General features: G+C 64.0%; 23 protein-coding genes, 2 tRNA genes and 1 pseudogene. 18 read left to right on the forward strand and 8 right to left on the reverse strand.

Going from position 1 to position 18,388, the window contains the following annotated elements; translation table 11 throughout:
- Positions 1-28: 28 nt before the first annotated feature.
- From ABWU19_RS06890 to ABWU19_RS06940, 11 genes are all read left to right on the forward strand, one after another.
- Positions 29-682, forward strand: coding sequence for a sigma factor-like helix-turn-helix DNA-binding protein (locus ABWU19_RS06890; RefSeq protein ID WP_435900980.1), 654 nt, complete (start codon positions 29-31; stop codon positions 680-682).
- Positions 683-1,163: 481 nt separating this feature from the next.
- Positions 1,164-1,940, forward strand: a complete 777-nt coding sequence (locus tag ABWU19_RS06895) for a hypothetical protein (RefSeq protein WP_435900981.1) — start codon at positions 1,164-1,166, stop codon at positions 1,938-1,940.
- Between the two features lie 52 nt (positions 1,941-1,992).
- Positions 1,993-2,238: a helix-turn-helix domain-containing protein gene (locus ABWU19_RS06900; RefSeq protein ID WP_435900982.1), complete on the forward strand. Its 246-nt coding sequence runs from the start codon at positions 1,993-1,995 to the stop codon at positions 2,236-2,238.
- A gap of 12 nt (positions 2,239-2,250) precedes the next feature.
- Positions 2,251-2,919 (forward strand): hypothetical protein, encoded by a 669-nt coding sequence (locus ABWU19_RS06905; RefSeq protein ID WP_435900983.1) that lies wholly within the window; start codon positions 2,251-2,253, stop codon positions 2,917-2,919.
- Positions 2,916-4,064 (forward strand): AAA family ATPase, encoded by a 1,149-nt coding sequence (locus tag ABWU19_RS06910; RefSeq protein ID WP_435900984.1) that lies wholly within the window; start codon positions 2,916-2,918, stop codon positions 4,062-4,064. The genes ABWU19_RS06905 and ABWU19_RS06910 overlap by 4 nt, the downstream gene beginning before the upstream one ends.
- Entirely contained in the window at positions 4,061-4,426 is a 366-nt protein-coding gene (locus ABWU19_RS06915) for a hypothetical protein (RefSeq protein ID WP_435900985.1), read from the forward strand. The genes ABWU19_RS06910 and ABWU19_RS06915 overlap by 4 nt, the downstream gene beginning before the upstream one ends.
- 31 nt (positions 4,427-4,457) lie before the next feature.
- Entirely contained in the window at positions 4,458-5,156 is a 699-nt protein-coding gene (locus tag ABWU19_RS06920; RefSeq protein WP_435900986.1) for a hypothetical protein, read from the forward strand.
- 21 nt (positions 5,157-5,177) lie between these two features.
- Entirely contained in the window at positions 5,178-5,414 is a 237-nt protein-coding gene (locus tag ABWU19_RS06925) for a hypothetical protein (RefSeq protein ID WP_435900987.1), read from the forward strand.
- Positions 5,411-5,719: a hypothetical protein gene (locus tag ABWU19_RS06930; protein WP_435900988.1), complete on the forward strand. Its 309-nt coding sequence runs from the start codon at positions 5,411-5,413 to the stop codon at positions 5,717-5,719. The genes ABWU19_RS06925 and ABWU19_RS06930 overlap by 4 nt, the downstream gene beginning before the upstream one ends.
- 437 nt (positions 5,720-6,156) lie before the next feature.
- Positions 6,157-6,378, forward strand: coding sequence for a hypothetical protein (locus ABWU19_RS06935; protein WP_435900989.1), 222 nt, complete (start codon positions 6,157-6,159; stop codon positions 6,376-6,378).
- A 53-nt stretch (positions 6,379-6,431) separates the two neighbouring features.
- Complete coding sequence (locus ABWU19_RS06940; RefSeq protein WP_435900990.1) at positions 6,432-7,625, forward strand: tyrosine-type recombinase/integrase; 1,194 nt, start codon at positions 6,432-6,434, stop codon at positions 7,623-7,625.
- Positions 7,626-7,698: 73 nt separating this feature from the next.
- On the opposite strand, the gene ABWU19_RS06945 is transcribed toward ABWU19_RS06940, so the two are convergent.
- Both ABWU19_RS06945 and ABWU19_RS06950 read right to left on the reverse strand, forming a co-directional pair.
- Positions 7,699-7,775: transfer RNA gene (locus ABWU19_RS06945), tRNA-Val, on the reverse strand.
- A gap of 49 nt (positions 7,776-7,824) precedes the next feature.
- Positions 7,825-7,899, reverse strand: a tRNA-Cys gene (locus ABWU19_RS06950).
- Between the two features lie 159 nt (positions 7,900-8,058).
- Here ABWU19_RS06950 and ABWU19_RS06955 point away from each other — a divergent pair.
- Together ABWU19_RS06955 and ABWU19_RS06960 are read left to right on the forward strand one after the other, a co-directional pair.
- Positions 8,059-9,489, forward strand: coding sequence for an ATP cone domain-containing protein (locus tag ABWU19_RS06955; RefSeq protein WP_435900991.1), 1,431 nt, complete (start codon positions 8,059-8,061; stop codon positions 9,487-9,489).
- A gap of 66 nt (positions 9,490-9,555) precedes the next feature.
- Complete coding sequence (locus ABWU19_RS06960) at positions 9,556-10,476, forward strand: aldo/keto reductase (protein ID WP_435900992.1); 921 nt, start codon at positions 9,556-9,558, stop codon at positions 10,474-10,476.
- Here ABWU19_RS06960 and ABWU19_RS06965 read toward each other — a convergent pair.
- A complete protein-coding gene (locus ABWU19_RS06965; RefSeq protein ID WP_435900993.1) occupies positions 10,473-11,375 on the reverse strand; it encodes an ROK family protein in 903 nt (300 codons plus the stop codon). The genes ABWU19_RS06960 and ABWU19_RS06965 overlap by 4 nt on opposite strands.
- The gene (locus ABWU19_RS06970) at positions 11,372-11,668 is read right to left on the reverse strand and encodes a hypothetical protein (RefSeq protein ID WP_435900994.1); all 297 of its coding nucleotides are present in this window, start codon (positions 11,666-11,668) and stop codon (positions 11,372-11,374) included. Before ABWU19_RS06970 ends, ABWU19_RS06965 begins: the two co-directional genes overlap by 4 nt.
- Positions 11,669-11,756: 88 nt before the next feature.
- Here ABWU19_RS06970 and ABWU19_RS06975 point away from each other — a divergent pair, with 88 nt between their 5' ends.
- Positions 11,757-13,247, forward strand: a complete 1,491-nt coding sequence (locus ABWU19_RS06975; RefSeq protein WP_435900995.1) for a YifB family Mg chelatase-like AAA ATPase — start codon at positions 11,757-11,759, stop codon at positions 13,245-13,247.
- Here ABWU19_RS06975 and ABWU19_RS06980 read toward each other — a convergent pair.
- From ABWU19_RS06980 to ABWU19_RS06990, 3 genes are all read right to left on the reverse strand, one after another.
- Positions 13,244-13,642, reverse strand: coding sequence for a type II toxin-antitoxin system VapC family toxin (locus ABWU19_RS06980; protein ID WP_435900996.1), 399 nt, complete (start codon positions 13,640-13,642; stop codon positions 13,244-13,246). The two genes, ABWU19_RS06975 and ABWU19_RS06980, sit on opposite strands and share 4 nt — an antisense overlap.
- Positions 13,639-13,908: an AbrB/MazE/SpoVT family DNA-binding domain-containing protein gene (locus ABWU19_RS06985; RefSeq protein WP_297858994.1), complete on the reverse strand. Its 270-nt coding sequence runs from the start codon at positions 13,906-13,908 to the stop codon at positions 13,639-13,641. The genes ABWU19_RS06980 and ABWU19_RS06985 overlap by 4 nt, the downstream gene beginning before the upstream one ends.
- Before the next feature lie 122 nt (positions 13,909-14,030).
- Complete coding sequence (locus ABWU19_RS06990) at positions 14,031-14,165, reverse strand: DUF433 domain-containing protein (RefSeq protein WP_435900997.1); 135 nt, start codon at positions 14,163-14,165, stop codon at positions 14,031-14,033.
- A 21-nt stretch (positions 14,166-14,186) separates the two neighbouring features.
- Between ABWU19_RS06990 and ABWU19_RS06995 the strand changes: the two are divergent.
- Positions 14,187-14,346, forward strand: a pseudogene (locus ABWU19_RS06995) (integrase core domain-containing protein); the annotation flags it as partial.
- Here ABWU19_RS06995 and ABWU19_RS07000 read toward each other — a convergent pair.
- Positions 14,343-14,939, reverse strand: coding sequence for a glycerol-3-phosphate acyltransferase (locus ABWU19_RS07000; RefSeq protein ID WP_435900998.1), 597 nt, complete (start codon positions 14,937-14,939; stop codon positions 14,343-14,345). The pseudogene ABWU19_RS06995 and the gene ABWU19_RS07000 sit on opposite strands and share 4 nt — an antisense overlap.
- 304 nt (positions 14,940-15,243) lie before the next feature.
- On the opposite strand from ABWU19_RS07000, the gene ABWU19_RS07005 reads away from it, so the two are divergent.
- The 3 genes from ABWU19_RS07005 to argH are packed head-to-tail and all read left to right on the forward strand — an operon-like array spanning position 15,244 to position 18,386.
- On the forward strand, positions 15,244-16,437 hold the full coding sequence (locus ABWU19_RS07005) for an argininosuccinate synthase (protein WP_435900999.1): 1,194 nt from the start codon (positions 15,244-15,246) through the stop codon (positions 16,435-16,437).
- A gap of 25 nt (positions 16,438-16,462) precedes the next feature.
- The gene (locus ABWU19_RS07010; protein ID WP_435901000.1) at positions 16,463-16,963 is read left to right on the forward strand and encodes a GNAT family N-acetyltransferase; all 501 of its coding nucleotides are present in this window, start codon (positions 16,463-16,465) and stop codon (positions 16,961-16,963) included.
- A 31-nt stretch (positions 16,964-16,994) separates the two neighbouring features.
- Positions 16,995-18,386: an argininosuccinate lyase gene (argH, locus tag ABWU19_RS07015; RefSeq protein WP_435901001.1), complete on the forward strand. Its 1,392-nt coding sequence runs from the start codon at positions 16,995-16,997 to the stop codon at positions 18,384-18,386.
- Positions 18,387-18,388: the final 2 nt, after the last annotated feature.

Raw genomic sequence — 18,388 nt, forward strand, 5'->3', positions numbered from 1 at the left:
ATAATCTAAAACAGCGGAGCGTTTATAGATGCCTAAAAAAACCCCAGGACAATACTTTCTAAGCAAGGGTATTTCGCCGGGTCGGCTGGCCGATCATCTCGAGCAGCTTTATCCGCTCGAGCGCGAGGTTTTGCTGGCAAGGGCTACGGGCGAAACGTTGCGGGCCATTGGTCAGCGGCTCAACCTGACCCCGGAGGGGGTGCGCCAGGTGGAGATTCGGGCCCTAAAAAAGCTCCAGGAAGAAGATACGCCTGCACAAGTACAGGGTCGCCGCTTTCGCCTGGCGGTTGAGCACCGTCTTGGGGTGCCGCTCGAGACTGCTGTCAAGGAGCTACCTGAGCCCGAGCCTACCCTGGTTTTGGCTTACGCCAGGGGCGAGCCGGTGGCCGACCTGGCCCCAAAGCTGGGCCTGAGCATTACCGAGGCCACCGCCCTGCGCGATAGGGCCATAGCACGCTTGCTGGGCGAGGATCGGGGCTCGAGGGCTGGCAAGTGGGTCGAGCTAAAAGCAGCGGTGGTGGCAGCATTGCGCGAGGGCCCCCTCACCTACGACGACCTCGAGGCCCGCTTCCCCATGTCGCGCCGACGGCTGATGAAACTGATGCTGGAGCTGGTGAACGAAGGCCAGGCCGAGCTAACCGACGAGTACCCATTCCGCTTTGCGAGTGCCCAACCCGCATGAGCAGGCCCTGACAACAGCTCCAGTCCTTTGGCCCACCTCAAACAAAAAGCTTCTGGTGGGGCGCATGCTTAAACCCTTGTTGAGCCTCTCGTACTGAAAACGCGCACCCCGCTGTGCTCGAACTCGGACAAACCAACGCCCCCTTAGGCAAGACCGCATAAGGGGGCATCTGGATCTGGTGGGCGCGATTGGACTCGAACCAACGACCCCTACCGTGTCAATGCTATTTTTGACTTTCCAAGGCGTTCTGTATAATGCCGGGACACCCCACAGAATACATGTCCAGGACACTAAAACTCCCTTTGCCGATTCTACCGCTTTCCACCCCTTACCAGGGTATTCCGGGCTTCCCGTTGCACCACGGTTGCACCATGAGAAAACGAGGGAACCCGGTGGTACAATCGAACAAAACCCCGGCCATTAGCCGGGGAGCCTGTGCGGGGCTTCCCCTATTCTACCGGTGGCCGGGTGGAGGGGGCAATTGCTGACAGCCTACGCACCCAAAAACGTCCGGGCCTGGGAATACTGGCAAGCATTCCTAGCCATAATCGCCAAAGAGCATCGTGAGGTGTTAGAAGACTTGCGCAAGCTGCTCCCGGCCTACATCGAAGCCGTGAAGCTGACCAAAGAAACCGGCTGGCGGATCGGTGACGGCTGGCGCGTCAGCCTCGACCGCTTGCGAAGCCGCGTGGAGGAGGCCCCCGACTTGGCGGAGATTTCTCCGGCTCTAGCTCCTGCCCTGGAGGCTCTTACCGGCTTGTACCACGGACTCGAGGAGTGGGCTAGGCGCTGGTGGATTTATCATCCGCAGGCCCTCGAGGCCGGGCTAGCCCGGCTCGAGCTTTGGGAGAGATACCCCGAAGACAGATCGTTGTCGCGAGGGTGGGGGATAGGCCCGGCTGTGGTGTATGACCCCCTGAGCTTTGGCCCCCCGCGCCTCCCCGCGTGGAATCCCGAAGACGAGTCAGAGGCGGCATACCTGGAGCGGATGGTGCGGCTTCTGAAGGACTACATAGCCGAGGTGCGCGAACAGGCCGAAGCACAAGGCTGGGACCTCGAGCGCAAGCGCGAGCTTGAAGAGCACCTGAGGTGGCTAGCTGAACGGCAGTGCAAAGGAACCCCTAACCAAGTGCTAGCCAGACGGCTTAAGTCCAGGGGTTACCGAGGGACCGAACGGCCAGACTTGACTATCTTGAAGGCTCAAAAAGAGCTTGCCGAAGCGCTAGGGATTGAGCTTCGCCCACTTAGGCGACGTTAACTTTCGGCCCAAAAACACGAGTTTACACGCCCGGCCCCACGATGGGGCCGGTATGCTTACGCAACCGACAGCACCCACCGGAAAACGGCTACTAGACCCCTCTGACATCCGTCGCGCCTACGGGCTATCGCGCCAAATCGCGTACGCGCTGGCGAAGCGCCTCCCGCACGTGCGGGCCGGGACGCGCTATCTGGTGCGGGTGGACGACCTCGAGGCTTTCCTCGAGCAGGCTAGCCGCGAGGGAACTGACCTCGTGGCCCTAATCAAAAACCCCGCCGGGGCTGGCGGGGTGCAGTAGGGGGCGCGGGCTATGCGCTATACCAAGCATATCACTATTTCCCCCGAAGCGCTACAACAGGCCCGCGCCGTGCTCGAGGCCGAAGGCTACGTGGCAGAGGCACCCACCCTGGATTTGCTCGAGCGGGGTGTAATCCTCGCCGCCTACCGCGCCGCCGATGGCGAGGGCTACCTGCTCAGCGCCGCCGAGGTGCGGCTCGTGGCCCACCACGGCTTGCCCGCGCTGGACCCCGACCACCCCGACCCCCGCCCGCGCTGGGAGCGCTCGAGCACGCGCGATAGGGAGCGGGCCTATGCGGAGGCCGCCCTAGCCCGCGCCGTGCTGGAGGTGCAATCTGCCCCCGTAGGGCAAAGAAACAACGTCCTGGCCCGCGCCGCGTTCGGCCTGGGCCAACTCGAGCACCTGGGGCTGGATGAGCACCGCGTCCTTGAGGAGCTGGTACAGGCCGCGCTAGCTACTGGCCTGACCCACCAAGAGGCCCTGAGCACCGCCCGCCGGTCGTTCGAGCGGGGTAGCCGCGAACCCCGCGACTTGCCCCCCTCCGATTTAGCGCAAAGCGCAAGGGGTAGCGCAAGGGGGTTTGCGCTAAATAAACGCGATGGGGATGGGCAAAACCCATTTAGCGCAAACAGCGCAAGGCATCAAAGCGCGTTTGCGCGGGGTAAGGGAGGCAAGCGGTGAGCGGCTTCACCTGGAAAACCGCAACCGACTTACCCACCGCCTCCGAGGTGTCCTGGCTGTGGGAGGGGTACATTGCCAGGGGGACGGTGAGCATCTTGGGGGGGCCTGCCGGTGCGGGCAAGTCCACCCTGGTGGCCGCCCTCGAGGTGGCCGTGGCCGCCGGGGTGGAGTTTCTGGAGGCCCCCACCCTTCAGGGCGAGGTGTGGCACCTGGACTATGACACCGACGCCCGCCTTCAAGGCCCTTGGTACGCCAAAACCGCCGCCGGGCTGGGCGTGGGGGCCGAAGCGCTGGGGCGTATCCGCTACCTCGAGCCCTCCGACCCCTCCCAGGGGCTCGACCTCAACCGGTTGGACGAGCTCGAGCGTAGCGTGCTCGTGCAACCACCCGCCTTGCTGGTGGTCGATGCCTGGACTTCAGCCTTCTTTTACGCGGATTCCAAAAAGGCCGAGCACGTAGCCGAGGTGATGGGCCGCCTGCGACAGATTGCCGCTCGAGGGCCTGCGGTGCTGATCCTCGACCACACCCCCAAGCCGGTGCAGGGGCTCACGGCGTTGGAGCGTGGGGTGGCGGGCTCGTTCTACAAGCTGGGCGGGGCCAGGAGCGCCTACCTCTTGCAGAGGGTGGCCCCCAAGCTCACCGGTGGGAAGGATGTGCTGCGGCTCGATTGTCTGAAGAACAACCTGGGGCCAATGGGTGAACCGGTGGGCATTGCCCGGCACTTCGAGGGGGATAGTCTGCGCTTCGAGCTTGTTGACCTGCCCGAAGAGGAATCCGCCCGCTCCCCCGTCCTGTCCCGCGCGCTGCGGGCTGTGCGGGAGGTGCTGAGCGAGGGGCCGCTGCTGCGCGAGGAACTCATCCGCAAGGTGGCTGAACGCGCCAATGCGAGCGAGCGCACCACCACCCAAGCCCTAAAGCAGCTTAGGGCTGCGGGTGAGGTGGAGGCTCGGGAGACAAGCGGCAGGGGCAGCCCCGTGGTATATACTTTGCGCTTCGCGCTAAATGCGGAAAAAGCCGATAAGCAAGGCACGGATTTAGCGCAAACCCCCTTGCACTACCCCTTGCACTCTGCGCTAAATCAGCCCGACCCCGCACCATCCCCCAACCTCGAGGCCGAGCCCGAAGGGTGGGAGGTGGAAGTGTGACCCCCTGGGATGCCCTGACCGCCCGCGTCAAGCCCATCGCCCAAAAGCTCGAGGCCCTGCGACCCCCGCTGCTGGTGATCAGGGTTGACGGTGAAACAACCCTGGTCACCGCCTGGCCCACCCCCGAAGACCTCGAGGCCCACGCCCGCTTTCCCGGCATGCCGCGCCTCACCCTCGAGCGCCGGATAGCCGAGGCCCTGGACAAGCTGGCCCGGCTCTACCCCAACCCCCGGCAGTCGGTGGAGGTGTGCGGCCAGTGGCCCGGCCACCCGCCACGGCTGGAGCGGGTGGCCGTGGCCCAGCGCCCGGCTCGAGCGCCCCCTAGACCCGCTGTAAGCCCTTCTGAGGCCCTCAGGCAATAAGCCCTCTCCCAAACCTTACATAGGAGTACGTATGTTGAACCAGCCCAATACCCAAGCTCTTCTAGTCGCAACCGCCGAAGAGATTATCAGCAAGCTCACCCCGCCCGATTCGATCACCGGCCCGGCTCGGCAGATCTTCGCCACCCTTGCCGATTACCCCCGCCGGGCCGCGCTGATTGACCGTGACGAGTCCCTTTCCCCATTGGGCAAATCGCAAGCCTGGGACGCCCTTCGTCAGTCGTTCAAGAACCGCCTTGAGGCGCTGGTGAACGAGTACCGCCAAGCCCGCGCCACCTACCTCGCCAACCTCGAGGAGCGGTCCAAACCCACCCCACCGAGCGAGACGGCCCAACTGCTCGCGGCCACGAACTTTCAAACCCTCTGGGCCAACACCCCCGGTCGTCTTGGCGAGCGCTTCGATAAGCTGGTGAAGCACGCCCTCGAGTCCCAGGACGCCGCGCTACAGCACTACTTGGCCTCTCCCACGGTGGGTAAGCTCGTCCAGGACGGCGACGAGGCCGATAAGTACCAGTACAAAGAGGCTATGGCCCGCTTGCGCCGGGGCCTGGCTGGACCAGAGAAGGCCGCCGCTGTGGATGCGCTCGAAGCGGCTGAGGAATACCTGCCCAAGCTCGATGAGACCCTAGCCGCCGCGCTGCACTTTGGTGCACAGGACTACAAGATCCCGGTGCCGCCGGTTCAGAAGATGTTCAGAGGGGGAGGGGGGTAGCCCCTCCCCGGAGGTGAGATAATGCCGCGCCCGCCGTCAAAAACCACTGATCTGAACGTGGCCCGAAGCGCCCTTAGGCGGGGCCTGAAAACCGCCGTAAACCTGCTCGAGGATGGCGACCCGCAGGTAAGGCTGCGGGCCGTCCACGCCACCGCCCAAGCCGCCTCAGCCCTGATCAAGCTAGCCGAGTTGGGCGACCTCGAGGCCCGCCTTGAAACCCTCGAGCGCGCTCTATCGCAGTACCGAGGTGCCGCATGAAGACCCGACTCGCCAAACTCGAACAAGCCGCGCAAAGCCTGCTAGATGCCACCGCACCCAATGCCAACCTGTGGCTTGATGCTCGAGGGGATACCCCGTCCTGGTTCGCGGTGCGGCCTGATGAGGTCGATTTGCCAGGGGTAAAAGCCCTGCTCGAGGGCCGCCCGGTGATGGTCTTGTTGCTGCTGCTAGCCGCCGACCGCCCAGAGGCACTCGTGCCGGTAGAGGTTCACCCGGCTCTGGTGAAGGCCATCCAGCGTCACCGGGCCGCTGACGGGGGGCTTTTGGTGCTGCTGAAGCCCTAGCAAAGCTCGAGCCCCCCGGCTACTACTCCACCCCTGGCCCCCTCGCTCGAGGGGGCTTATCGTTCGTTTTACGGGCTCGGGCTCGTGGGCGGGCTTGGTTTTGCCGATGTTGGCGGTGTCCTGGGTGTAAATCCGGTCGCCCCTCCTCACCAGCCGCTCTTTCATCTGCCAACCGTTGGCAGATAGAAACTCATTGCGTAGGTTGTTCACAAACCGGTCGCTCACCCCCACCCGCCGGGCAATCTCCCGGTCGCTCCACCGTGCCGGGTGACGTAGGTGCGGGGTTCTGACTGATAACGGTTATCAGTCAGAATGGCTCGAGCGAGGAACGCTGTTCTGGACGTGTTTCCTGGGTGGGGCCTTCGGGGAGAGCATATTTCCCTTAATATTCATTAAAGGAAATGACTCACTGCGGGGCGCGGTGCTAGTATGTTGATATGCCACGAGGCGAGAACCTAAAGAGCGCCCGGCAACCGCTAGAGGTGCGGCTGAAGCTGCTGGGGATTCAAGAGGCCCTCAGACCCGATGAGGCCAGTGTCAAGGTTCGGGTGCGGGCGCGAAAGACCGCCACTGCCTTGCTCGAGTCGCTTACCCCAAAACGCCGAGGTGAGGTGTTTGAGGCCGGGCTAAAGGCCCTGGGTGTGGGGGATGGGGAATGAGCAGGAGTAAACCAGAACCACGCAAGCGAGCTAACGGCCTTGGCTCCAAGCCGGTGAAGCGCGGGGATTCCTGGAGCGTTCAGGTAACCGTAGGCCGCCGCCCGGATGGGAAGCTGGACCGCCGCCGGGTGACGGGCCACACCCCGGAAGAGGCCATGCAGAAGGCCCGTGAGCTTCAGGTAGCTGCCGCCCAGGGGATGCTAGCCACGCACGAGCGCCTGACGGTGGGCGAGTGGATGAAGACCTGGGTCGAGGCCAAGGCCACCCGCGCCGCGCCCACCTACCGGCTCAAGCTCGAGGCCCACGCCAAGCACATCACCCAACACCTGGGGAGCATGGAGCTTCGCAAGCTCAGGCCGGGGCACGTCCACACCTTCGCCCGCGCCCTGGAGGCCAAGGAGTTAGCCCCTTCCTACCGCCGTGAGGTGCTGAGCACCCTCGAGGCCGCCCTTGAGCGCGCCGTGGTCATGGAGCTTGTCCCGCGCAACGTAGCCCGCCCGGTGAAGCTGGAGGCCGCCCCCGTGACCCGCAAGGTCAAAGCCTGGGACGCCGCTACCGTGGCCCGCTTCCTCGAGGTGGCCCGCCCCTACCGGCTGTATCCGCTGTTCTACCTGGGCTTTGCCACCGGCCTGAGGCGAGAGGAGCTGTTGGGCCTGGCCTGGCAACACGTAGACCTAGAGGCCCGCACCCTGCGGGTGGAGCAGACCCTAACCCCAGACAAGGGCGGTGTCCACCTCGGCCCCCCCAAGACCCGCAACAGCCGCCGGGTGGTGGGCTTCGGGCCGGACGCGGCCGCCGTGCTGGAGGAATGGCGGGGCAAGCTAGCCGAAGAGCGCCACATCCTGGGGAAAGAGTGGCACGATTCGGGCTTGGTGTTCCCCTCGAGCACCGGCCACCCCCTGCACCCGCGCAACGTGAACCGGGATATGGCCCAGATCATCAAGACCTATAACCGCAAGCGGGCCAAGGAGATTCGGAAGGCCATGCAGGGACAGCCCGAGGAAGAGGTGACGCGGGCCATTGAAGCGGCTATGCTGCCCCACCTGAGCCCGCACATGATGCGCCACACCCACGCCACGCTACTCGCCCAGAAGACGCGGCAAATTGAGCTGGTGAGCCGCCGTTTGGGACACGCCCGGCCCTCGATCACCCTGGACATCTACCGCTCGGTAGCGGCGTGGGAACTCGAAGAGGTGGCCGTGCCCCTGAGCGAGCTGCTGAACCCCACCCCTCGCACCCTGAACTAGGCGCGTTGCACCACGGTTGCACCAAAAACCCCCTTATGCAGTCGATGCATAAAGGGGGTTTGCGTCTGTGACGTGGTGGGCGCGAGAGGACTTGAACCTCCGACCCCTACCGTGTCAAGGTAGTGCTCTAGCCATCTGAGCTACGCGCCCGCTCGTGCTGGTTTTGGCCTCGGTTTTCTCGCAAATAAGCGGAAAACGTTGGAGGCGCTGACCGGATTCGAACCGGTGAATGGAGGTTTTGCAGACCTCTGCCTTACCACTTGGCTACAGCGCCGCGCTCATCCCTCGAGACGCACTGGTCGGAACCTGATCATGCTAAAGCTGCCCCGACCTACACCCTCCGCGTCCAAGGGGCCGCCTCGAGTGGCTCAGCAACCGTTAGGTTAGCACTTGCGGTAGGGTGTGTCAAACCTTTTTCGGGTACGATTAAACTGTGCGCGAAGTATTCATTAAAACGCCAGGGGGCTTTCGCTGGCCTTTTTCGAAGGGACTGCTGGTCGAATCGATGATGATGGCAGGGCTGAAGATGGAGCCGGCAATGTCGTTAGCCCATACCATCGAGGAACATTTGCGTTCCCGCAAAAAGCCAGAAATTACTGCCCTGGCCCTCAAAAAACTGCTCATCAAAGAGGTGGAAAGAAACTTTGGGCCAGAGATGGCCGAGCGCCTCCAAGGCCAGACCCAGGCTTTTGAAGACATTATGGTCAGGGAGGGGTATCGCCGTCGGCCCTTTTCCAAGGGGGTGCTGGCGCGCAGCCTGGAAGATGCGGGGTTTTCTATGCGCGAGGCCCAGACCATCGCGCGTTCGCTGGAAAGCCGCTTGCGCCGCAGTGGGGTGCGTTCGATAGATGCGGATGAGCTAGAGAAGCGCATTATTGCCGAAATTGAAGAGCTGTATGGGCCGGCTGCAAGAAACCGTTACGCGGGGCGGCAAGCGCTGGCAGGGGAAATTTTTGTCGAGGAAGGGGAAGGCGAGCCAAGGGTGCCTTTTTCCAAAGGGGTGCTGGCCCAGTCGGTGATGGCGGTAGGGCTTTCGCCCGATGCGGCTTACCGCATGGCCCGCGATGTGGAGCGCCGCTTGCGCGACAGCGGTTCAACGGTGGTCAAGCGTGACCATCTGCGCAAGGCCGTTGCGGAAGAGCTGATGGAGGAAGCAGGGGAGGAGGTGGCCCGCCGCTACCATCTGTTGCGGAGTATTCGGCGGGCGGTTAAGCCGGTACACCTGCTGATTGGGGGGGTGGCGGGGGTAGGGAAGAGCGTGCTGGCTTCGGCGCTGGCCTACCGGCTGGGCATTACCCGGATGATTTCTACCGATGCGGTGCGGGAAATACTGCGGGCCACCGTTCCCAAAGACCTGCTGCCTACCCTGCATACCAGCAGTTTTGAGTCCTGGCGGGTGCTGACCACACCACAAAAAGCTGAACCCAGCGCGGCTTTGGTCATGCAGGGGTTTCGCGACCAGGTCTCGAGGGTGGCGGTGGGTTTGCGGGCCATCCAGGAGCGCAGCGCCCGAGAAAAAACCTCGCTGGTAGTAGAAGGCGTGCACGTGGTGCCGGGTTACATGACCCACCAGTACCAGAGCGAGGTCATTCAGATTCCAATTATGCTGGTGCTCGAGGACGAGGCCCTGCACCGCGACCGCTTTGCCTTGCGTGAGCGCGAAACCAAGGGTTCGCGCACCAGCGGGGCTTATGCACAATATTTCGACCAGATTCGCCTGATCCAGCAGCATCTGATCGAGCTGGCTCGAGGCGCAGGGGTTCCGCTGATCCCTGCCGAGAACCTGGATCGGGCCATTGACAAGGGCCTCGAGGTGATTGTGGATCGCCTGCAGGAAGCCTATTTTGATGTGGCCCAAGGGTAGCTTGCCTGCGGCAGACCTGGCTATACCTCACATACCTGGGCCTGCTGGGCAGGGTAGGCTCGAGGTGTGAGCGACCTGATTCAAATAAAGGGACTGTCGGCTATTCCACCCCTGGGCATTGGCACCTGGCAGTGGGGCGACAAACTGGTCTGGGGCTACGGCAATGGCTACCGAGAAAGCGATACCGAGGCCGCCTACCGAGCCGCCCTGCAAGGTGGGGTGCGGCTTTTTGATACGGCCGAGTTTTATGGTTTTGGCCTTTCAGAAAGGCTGATCGGACGGTATCGCCAGGCCTACCAGCCCAGGCCCCTGGTAGTTACCAAGCTGTTTCCCTACCCCTGGCGCTTTTCCCGCAAGACGCTTTTTTCTGCCCTCAAAAATAGCCTGAGGCGCCTGGAGATGAACCAACTGGATCTGTATTTGCTGCACTGGCCCTGGAAGCCGGTACCGCTCGAGCAGTGGGCGCTTTCGCTGGTTGAGGCCTACGAACAAGGGTTGACCAGGGCGGTGGGGGTCTCCAACCACAACCTGGAGCAGCTCGAGCGTGTGGCCAGGGTACTGGCTAAACACAATGTCCCCCTGGCAGCCAACCAGGTGGAGTACCACCTGCTCGAGCGCAAGCCCGAGCAGACCGGCCTTCTAAAAGCCATGCAGGCCGAAGGCATGGTGTTAATGGCCTATAGCCCGCTGGCCATGGGCTGGCTGACGGGTAAGTACAGTCTGGAGAACCCCCCGCCAGGCCGCTACCGGGCCCAGCGCTACGTGACCCGCAAAGCCCAGATTCCCGGCCTATTACAAGCCCTGGGCGAGATCGCCCAGTCTATGGGCGCCACCCCGGCCCAGGTGGCCCTGCGCTGGTGCATACAAAAGGGCACCCTGCCCATTCCGGGCGCAAAAAATGCCAGGCAGGCCGAGGGGAATGCTGCGGCCTTGCGCATCTGCCTATCCGATGAGCAGATGGCCCGGCTGGATGCCCTGAGCCGCTAAGCCTCGCCTACCTCGAGGGCCGCCGTAAGGGCTGCGCCCAGCAGCCCCGCCTCGCTGCCTAGCTGGGCCAGGCGGATGGGCGGGGCGATCCAGTTTTCCATGTAGCGGTGGTACGAACGCAGCACCTCGTCCAGGTAGGCCTGGCCCGCATTGAGCGCCACCCCGCCCCCCAGCACCACCACCTCGGGGTCGTAGCACTTGACCAGCGAAGCCAGGGCGATGCCCACCCAGCCTGCGGCCTGCAGCACGATTCGACTGGCCCTGGGGTCGCCTTGCTGAAACAGCATAAACAGCTCGCGGGTGTTCATCTCGCGCTGGAAGGCGGCCAGGGCCATGCGCTCCATAGCCGGGCCGGTGGCCAGCGCCTCCAGGCAGCCGTCCAGCCCACAGCCGCATAGCGGGCCTCCCGGCTGCATGGTGATGTGCCCAATTTCGCCCCCCTGACCATTTACACCCCGCAGCACCCTGTTGCCCCACACAAAACCGCCTCCCACCCCGGTCGAGACCGTCATGTAGAGGGTGCTTTCGGCACCCCGGGCTGCCCCCAGCTTGTGCTCGGCCAGCGCAGCGGCGTTGGCGTCGTTTTCCATATAGACCTTGTAGCCGGTGGCCTGCTCGAGCCGCTCCACGATGGGAAAGTCGGTGAAGTTGACGATGTTGGGGGTAAACTTGATGCGTCCGCGCCTGAAGTCCAGCGGCCCCGGGGTGCCCAGGCCAATGGCCTGCACAGCCACACCCCCGGCTTCTATGGCGGCTTGAGCGGCCTGGGCCATGGCCTCGATCACGGCCTGGCCGCCTTCTTCCGGGGTGGGCACGGTTACCCTGGCCTTGATGCTGCCCTCCGAGAGCACCCCCGCCAAAATTTTGGTTCCGCCCAGGTCAATCCCCACTACGCTCATGATGCTTCTCCTTGATGGTCGCGCTCAGTGATCAAGACCGCCTCGTCGTAGAGCACTTCGGGCACCCAGAGGCTCACGTCCCCGGTGTAGGTGCCCATATAGGCTTCGGGCAAGCCAAAGCCGGTAAAGGGGGTCTCGAGGTGAACCGGAATACGGCTTTGTTCCAGCCGCACCCGGATGCCCTCGGCGATGATTCGGGGCGCCGAGAGGAGCAGAACGTACCAGGTTTCTCCCCTCATCCGTCGGGGTCGGGTGGGCTCGGGGTTGTCGGCAGTTGGCTGAGGCTCGCTCATCGGCCCATAGCATAACAGCCCTGGGGCGGGCCAAGCCCGAAATTACCCAGCTTTTGCACACCTTCCGGCTAAGCTGGGGGCGGTAGCTATGCTGGCACAAGTACGAACCTACAGTCTGTTTGGCCTCGAGGCCCAGCCCATCACGGTGGAGGTGGACGTTTCGCAGGGAATGCCCTTTTACACGGTGGTGGGTTTGCCGGACAAGGCCGTCGAAGAGTCGCGCGAGCGGGTGCGGGCCGCCCTCAAGAATGCGGGCTTTCCCTACCCCCAGGGGCGGGTGGTTATCAACCTGGCCCCAGCCGAACTGCGCAAAGAGGGCACCCATTACGACCTGCCCATCGCCCTGGGGCTGCTCTGTGCCCAGGGAACCATCCCCAGCGAGGCCCTGCAGGGTTTTGCCTCGGCGGGGGAGCTGGGCCTAGACGGTGAGTTGCGCCCGGTTCCGGGGGCGGTAAACCTGGCGCTAGGTGCGCTGCAGGAGGGCTACAAACTGCTCATGCCCCAGAGCTCTGCCGAGGAGGCCGCCCTGATCGAAGGGGTCGAGGTGTGGGGTGCGGCCAGCCTGGCGCAGTTGGTGCGCTTTTTGCTGGGGCAGGAAGACCTGCCACGGGCCTGCTATAGCGATGGCCCAGAGGCCCCAGAGACCTCGCTCGATCTGCTCGACGTGAAAGGCCAGGCCAAAGCCAAGCGCGCCCTGGAAATTGCCGCTGCGGGCGCCCACCACCTGCTGATGAGCGGTACGCCGGGTTCGGGCAAGACCATGCTGGCCAAGCGGATGGTGGGGCTGCTGCCCCCCTTGAGCCAAGAAGAGGCGCTCGAGGTGACCCGCATTCACTCTGCCGCGGGGCGCCTGATGAAGGGCCTGGTCAAGACCCCACCCTTCCGCAGCCCCCACCACACCGTCTCGGATGCCGGGCTGATTGGGGGTGGTACCATCCCCAAGCCCGGTGAAATCTCGCTGGCCCATCGGGGGGTGCTGTTTCTGGACGAGTTTCCCGAGTTCTCCCGCGACGCTTTGGAGGTGCTGCGCCAGCCCCTGGAAGACGGGGTGGTCACCATCTCGCGGGCCAGGGCCAGCTTCACCTATCCGGCGCGGTTTTTGCTCATTGCGGCCATGAACCCTTGCCTCTGTGGCTGGCACGGCGACCCGGAGAGGGCCTGTAGCTGCACCCCCACCCAGCGGATGCGCTACAGCGGGCGCATCTCGGGCCCCCTGCTGGACCGCTTCGACCTGGTGGTGGAAGTGCCGCGCCTGACCCCCGAGGAACTCGCCCGCGCACCGGAAGGGGAGTCCACCGCTACGGTAAGGGAACGGGTGCTGGCGGCAAGAGAAAGGATGAAAGCCCGCCAGGGCAAACTGAACAGCGAACTTTTCGGCAGAGCGCTGCGGCAGCACACGGTGCTTTCCCCCACCAGTGAGGCCCTCTTGCAAGCGGCCACCAAACGCTTAGCCCTCACCGCCCGCAGCTACGACCGCATCCTGCGCGTTGCCCGCACCATCGCCGACCTCGCAGGGTCGGAGCGCATCCAGGAGGCCCACCTGGCCGAGGCGCTGACCTACCGGCGGAGCCTGCCCTAACGCACGACCCGCACCTCAACCCCCGCCTCCAGGTTGTTCCAGGCGCTGTCGGTGGTGATGGCTGGCAATTTCAGCCGCATAGCCAAGGCCAGACAGACCCGATCCCCCAGGGATAGCCCCAGGGCTTTGGTCAGGGGTCGCAGCGTTGCCACGAGTTGGACGTCTTCAGGGCCGAAGGGCACCACTTCCAGTACTCCTCCTAGCAAGCCCTGTTGCACCAGGGCCTGCTCCAGCAGGTGCGCGTCCTGGCCCCACTCGGTCACCTTGCTGTAAACTTCAGCCAGATTGACGGCGCTAATAAAGCCGCCTCCGACCATCTGCCGAGCGACTTCCTCGGCCCCTGCCTCCTGGTTGAGGTAGGCCAACAAGGCCGAGGCATCCAGCACCACGCTCATTCCTGCAGGGCCTCTCTGCGCCGTTCCTGGATCAGCTCTTGAGCCAGTGTTTTCCCCTTCAAGGCAGGATAGAGGCGTTGCAAAAGACCCTTGCTTCCCAGCACAACTTCCTCCGCCTTGACCAGCTCGATCACCCCATCGTCCCGCAGCCGTAACAGCAGACGATCCCCCTCCCGCAGCCGCAAAACCCTACGCACCCCAGCGGGCAGCACCAGGCGCCCTTTGACCCCTAGCTGTACGGCTTGTTGCACCACGGGGTGTTTCATAATCAAATCGTACCACATTCTGAAATGTTCCACTTCGCTGATGCTGGCCTAGGCAGACCTTGTTTCTGTTTCCGCAACAACCGCACCAGCCGGAAGGGCAGATGCCCCTATAAAAGAACGGGTCACACCACCCTCAGCACCGTGCCCACCTCGCTGAGCTTGGCGGCATACAGCAGGATAGCCTGAAGGTCTTCTGGTTGGAGGTCTGGGTGGTCGGCCAGAATCTCATCAGGGGTCATGCCGCTGGTCAACAACACCAGGATCAGCCGGGCCAGCTACTGCCCACGACCGTAGGTGAGATCCAGGCCGAGCTGGAGGACTACCTGGCGTACTACAACTGCCGAAGACCCCACATGGCCCTGGAACTCCTCTACAGCAGGCGTTGGTTCCCCGAGGGTCTCAGATGTGTTGACCGATTACACTTTGTGGTGGCCCTAAGACTTGGGCTTGCCTTTGCCGGCTCGAGCGGGCAACTGCCCCGGTGGGCGGTTCCACTCGGCCAGGTGCTTGAGCAGCACGGGCAACGCCACCCCAAAGCCAAACCACAGGTAGCTGAGGCTGCCTCCGACTGCGCTCGAGGCCAGCGGAAAGGCCAGCGCCGCCAAGGCCACACTGCGGTAGGGGTGGCGGGTCAGCAGGTAGGCCAGACCAAAAGCCCCACCAGCAGCAGCCAGAAGCCACGGGTTAACGGCAAAGAGGGCCCCGATGGCAGGGGCGATGCCCTTGCCACCCCGTCCCAAGAGCCAGACCGAGTAGCAGTGCCCCAGCACCGCCAGCGCACCGGCCAGCAGCCCCCCGCCCGGGTCGCGCGCCAGAAACTCGCCCAGGGCTACTGCCATCAGGCCCTTGGCCACGTCCAGCACCATCACCATCAGCCCTGGCACCGCCCCCAGCACCCGCCAGGCGTTGGTGCCGCCCACGTTGCCCGAGCCTTCCATCAGCAGGTTCTTGTTTTGCAGCAGCCCAAACCAGTAGGCAAAGGGCAGTGAACCGAGCCCATAGCCAGCCAGGGCCGCGTAAAGCCATTCCATAGCGCCCAGGCTACCAGATAGCGGACTGCCCCGCGAAGGCCACATGCTCGAATATGCAGAAACGCCCCACATTTATTCGCTTTGCACCGGCGAGTCACAGCATGAACATGCAGCCACATTGCACCAGAAGACAGGTTGTGAGCTCGAGATTTTTCTTCTAGACCTTGACATAATCTGCCTTGACCGGGTTTGCTGCGGTATGTATCCTTATACGGTATGCACGGCGCCCCAGCGGTTGTTTCAAATGCGCTTTGGCGGTACTGTGTGGCTTTGTGTGGGGCCTAAAGCCCCTTGAGGTGAATGAATGAAAATCGTGCTCGCATACTCCGGCGGCCTGGACACCAGCATCATCCTGAAGTGGCTCATCGAAAACTACAACGCCGAGGTCATCACCTTTACCGCCGACATCGGCCAGGGCGAGGAGGTTGAGGAGGCCCGGGTCAAGGCCCTCAAGACCGGGGCCAGCAAGGCCTACGCCCTGGATTTGCGCGAGGAGTTCGTGCGTGATTTTGTCTACCCCATGCTGCGCTCCGGCGCGCTGTACGAGGGCTACTACCTGCTGGGTACCTCCATCGCCCGGCCCCTGATCGCCAAGCACCTGGTGCGGATCGCCCAGGAAGAAAACGCCGAGGCCATCTCCCACGGGGCTACCGGCAAGGGCAACGACCAGGTGCGCTTCGAGCTGACCGCCTACGCCCTCAAGCCCGACATCAAGGTGATCGCCCCCTGGCGCGAGTGGAACCTGGTAAGCCGGCCCCAGATGATGGAGTATGCCGCCATGCACGGGATTCCGGTGCCCACCACCCTCGAGAAGCCCTACAGCGTGGACTCCAACCTGCTGCACAACTCCTTCGAGGGCGGGGTGCTGGAAGACCCCTGGGCCGAGCCGCCCGAGGGGATGTTCCGCCTGACCCAGGACCCCTGGCACGCCCCCGACGAGCCCGAGCTGGTGGAGATTCAGCTAGAAGGAGGCGACGTGGTGGCCGTCAACGGCGAGCGCCTTTCCCCCGCCGCACTGCTGACCAAGCTTAATCAAATTGGCGGGCGACACGGCATCGGGCGGGTAGACCTGGTGGAAAACCGCTTTGTGGGGATGAAGTCGCGCGGGGTCTACGAAACCCCTGGCGGAACCCTGATGTACCACGCCCGGCGGGCGGTGGAGAGCCTCACCCTCGACCGCGAGGTGATGCACCAGCGCGACCAGCTGGGGGTCAAGTACGCCGAGCTGGTCTACAACGGCTTCTGGTTCGCCCCCGAGCGGGAGGCCCTGCAGGCCTACATGGATCACGTGGCCAAGACCGTTACCGGTACGGTGCGCTTCAAGCTATACAAGGGGAACATCATCCTGGCCGGGCGCAGGTCGCCCCTCTCGCTTTATGATAAGAGTCTGGTCTCCTTCGATGAGAAAGGCGGCTACAACCAGGCCGACGCCGACGGCTTCATCAAGCTCAACTCGCTGCGGCTGCGGGTACGGGCCAAGGCCCAGCCCAAGGACTAACCAGGGCCCTTAAGAGAGGTCGCAGATGCCCCACAAGCCCATCCAGGTTCGCCTTGCCACCCCCGCCGACGCGGAGGCGGTGGCCCAGGTGGTGCGCCGGGCCTGGGCCGACCGGGTGGCCCCCGACTCCACGGGCCACCGGGAAAGCCCCGAGCAGGTGAGGGCCGATCTGGAGCGGGGGTATGCCTGGGTGGCGCTGGACGGGGAAGCGGCGGTGGGCACGGTGCGGTTGGTGCGGCACCCGCATCCGCTGGAGCGGGGGGTGTGGGAGGTCAAAAAACTGGGGGTGCTTCCTGAGTACCGCCAGCAGGGGGTGGCCCACCAGCTCATGGATGCGCTCTTGCGCCAGGCCTTTGAGGTTCGGGCCAGGGAGCTGCGCCTGGCCGTGCGCCACGACCAGCCCAAACTGCTGAAGTGGTACAGCCAGTTTGGTTTTATCTACGATTCCGGCCTGCGCTACAGCACGCCCAACCCCCACACCCCGCCGCCTTTTGTGATGTCGAAAAAGCTCGAGGTTTGCTCGTGAGGGGTTGGGGTATGGTTTTCGGGAGGATTTCTTGAGTCAGGGACAAAAAACCTGGGGAGGCCGCTTTAGCGAGGCCCCCAGCAAAATCGCACAGGAGTTCAACGCCTCCTGGACCTTTGACCGGCGCCTGGCCCTGGTGGATATCCAGGGCTCGCTGGCCCATGCGGCCATGCTGGCCCAGCAGGGCATTCTTACCGCCGAGGAAGAAGTCCAGATTCGCAGTGGATTGCTGGCAGTACAGCAGGAAATCCTGGGGGGCACCTTCCCCTGGCGCGAAGAGCTGGAAGACGTGCACATGAACATCGAGGCCCGCCTGACCGAGCTTATTGGCCCGGTGGGGGGCAAGCTGCACACCGCGCGCAGTCGTAACGACCAGGTGGCCACCGACCTGCGCCTGTGGGTGCGGGGCGAGCTAACCCGTCTGCTGGAAGAGCTCAAGGCTTTGCGCAGGGTGCTGCTGCAGGAGGCCGAGAAGTACCTCGAGCCCCCCCTCATCCTTCCGGGCTACACCCACCTGCAACGGGCCATGCCGGTCTTGCTTTCGCACTGGTTTCTGGCCTACTACGAGATGATCTCCCGCGATGCGGGCCGCCTGCAGGACGCCCTGAACCGGCTCAACGAATCGCCCCTGGGGGCCGCGGCCCTGGCCGGTACGGGCTTCCCCATCGACCGCCACGCCACCGCCCAGGCCCTGGGTTTTGCGCGTCCCATGCGCAACTCTATGGACGCGGTGGGTTCGCGCGATTTCGTGCTCGAGGTGCTGGCGGCCCTGGCCATCGGTCAGATCACCCTCTCGCGCCTGGCCGAGGAGATTATCCTCTACACCACCTTCGAGTTCAGCTTTGCCACCCTGCCCGACGCCTTTAGTACCGGCAGCTCGATCATGCCGCAGAAGAAAAATGCCGACCACGCCGAGCTGATTCGGGGCAAGGCGGGCCGGGTGCTGGGCAGCTTCGTGGCCCTGGCCACCCTCACCAAGGGCCTGCCCCTGACCTACAACAAAGACCTGCAGGAGGACAAAGAGCCCCTCTTCGACGCGGTAGACACCTACCGGGCCTCGGTCACGCTGCTGGCCGCCATGCTGCCGGGCCTGCGCTGGAACCCCCAGGCCATGTTCCGAGCGGCCGAGTCGGGCTTCTCGCTGGCCACCGAGCTGGCCGACTACCTGGCCGAGCGCGGTTTGCCCTTCCGCGAAGCCCACCATGTGGTGGGGCGTATCGTGCGGCACTGCGCCGAAAACGGGAAGGAGCTGCGCGAGCTGAGCCTGTCTGAGTTGCAAGGTTTTCACCCCTTATTTGGCGAGGACGCCCTGCCGCTCACCCGCCTGGAGACGGCCATCCACCGACGACGAAGCTACGGCGGTACGGCACCCGAAGCGGTGCGGGAGGCCCTGAAGGTAGCGCGGCTCGAGGTCGAAGGATGATT

The organism is Meiothermus cerbereus, from assembly GCF_051297115.1.
Taxonomy (GTDB): domain Bacteria; phylum Deinococcota; class Deinococci; order Deinococcales; family Thermaceae; genus Meiothermus; species Meiothermus cerbereus_A.

Coding starts and splice junctions, on each gene's coding strand:
- ABWU19_RS06890 (WP_435900980.1), top strand. CDS start 29: ATGCCTAAAAAAACCCCAGGACAATACTTTCTAAGCAAGGGTATTTCG.
- ABWU19_RS06900 (WP_435900982.1), top strand. CDS start 1,993: ATGCTTACGCAACCGACAGCACCCACCGGAAAACGGCTACTAGACCCC.
- ABWU19_RS06905 (WP_435900983.1), top strand. CDS start 2,251: ATGCGCTATACCAAGCATATCACTATTTCCCCCGAAGCGCTACAACAG.
- ABWU19_RS06920 (WP_435900986.1), top strand. CDS start 4,458: ATGTTGAACCAGCCCAATACCCAAGCTCTTCTAGTCGCAACCGCCGAA.
- ABWU19_RS06925 (WP_435900987.1), top strand. CDS start 5,178: ATGCCGCGCCCGCCGTCAAAAACCACTGATCTGAACGTGGCCCGAAGC.
- ABWU19_RS06930 (WP_435900988.1), top strand. CDS start 5,411: ATGAAGACCCGACTCGCCAAACTCGAACAAGCCGCGCAAAGCCTGCTA.
- ABWU19_RS06935 (WP_435900989.1), top strand. CDS start 6,157: ATGCCACGAGGCGAGAACCTAAAGAGCGCCCGGCAACCGCTAGAGGTG.
- ABWU19_RS06965 (WP_435900993.1), bottom strand. CDS start 11,375: ATGAGCGTAGTGGGGATTGACCTGGGCGGAACCAAAATTTTGGCGGGG.
- ABWU19_RS06970 (WP_435900994.1), bottom strand. CDS start 11,668: ATGAGCGAGCCTCAGCCAACTGCCGACAACCCCGAGCCCACCCGACCC.
- ABWU19_RS06975 (WP_435900995.1), top strand. CDS start 11,757: ATGCTGGCACAAGTACGAACCTACAGTCTGTTTGGCCTCGAGGCCCAG.
- ABWU19_RS06980 (WP_435900996.1), bottom strand. CDS start 13,642: ATGAGCGTGGTGCTGGATGCCTCGGCCTTGTTGGCCTACCTCAACCAG.
- ABWU19_RS06985 (WP_297858994.1), bottom strand. CDS start 13,908: ATGAAACACCCCGTGGTGCAACAAGCCGTACAGCTAGGGGTCAAAGGG.
- ABWU19_RS07000 (WP_435900998.1), bottom strand. CDS start 14,939: ATGGAATGGCTTTACGCGGCCCTGGCTGGCTATGGGCTCGGTTCACTG.
- ABWU19_RS07005 (WP_435900999.1), top strand. CDS start 15,244: ATGAAAATCGTGCTCGCATACTCCGGCGGCCTGGACACCAGCATCATC.
- ABWU19_RS07010 (WP_435901000.1), top strand. CDS start 16,463: ATGCCCCACAAGCCCATCCAGGTTCGCCTTGCCACCCCCGCCGACGCG.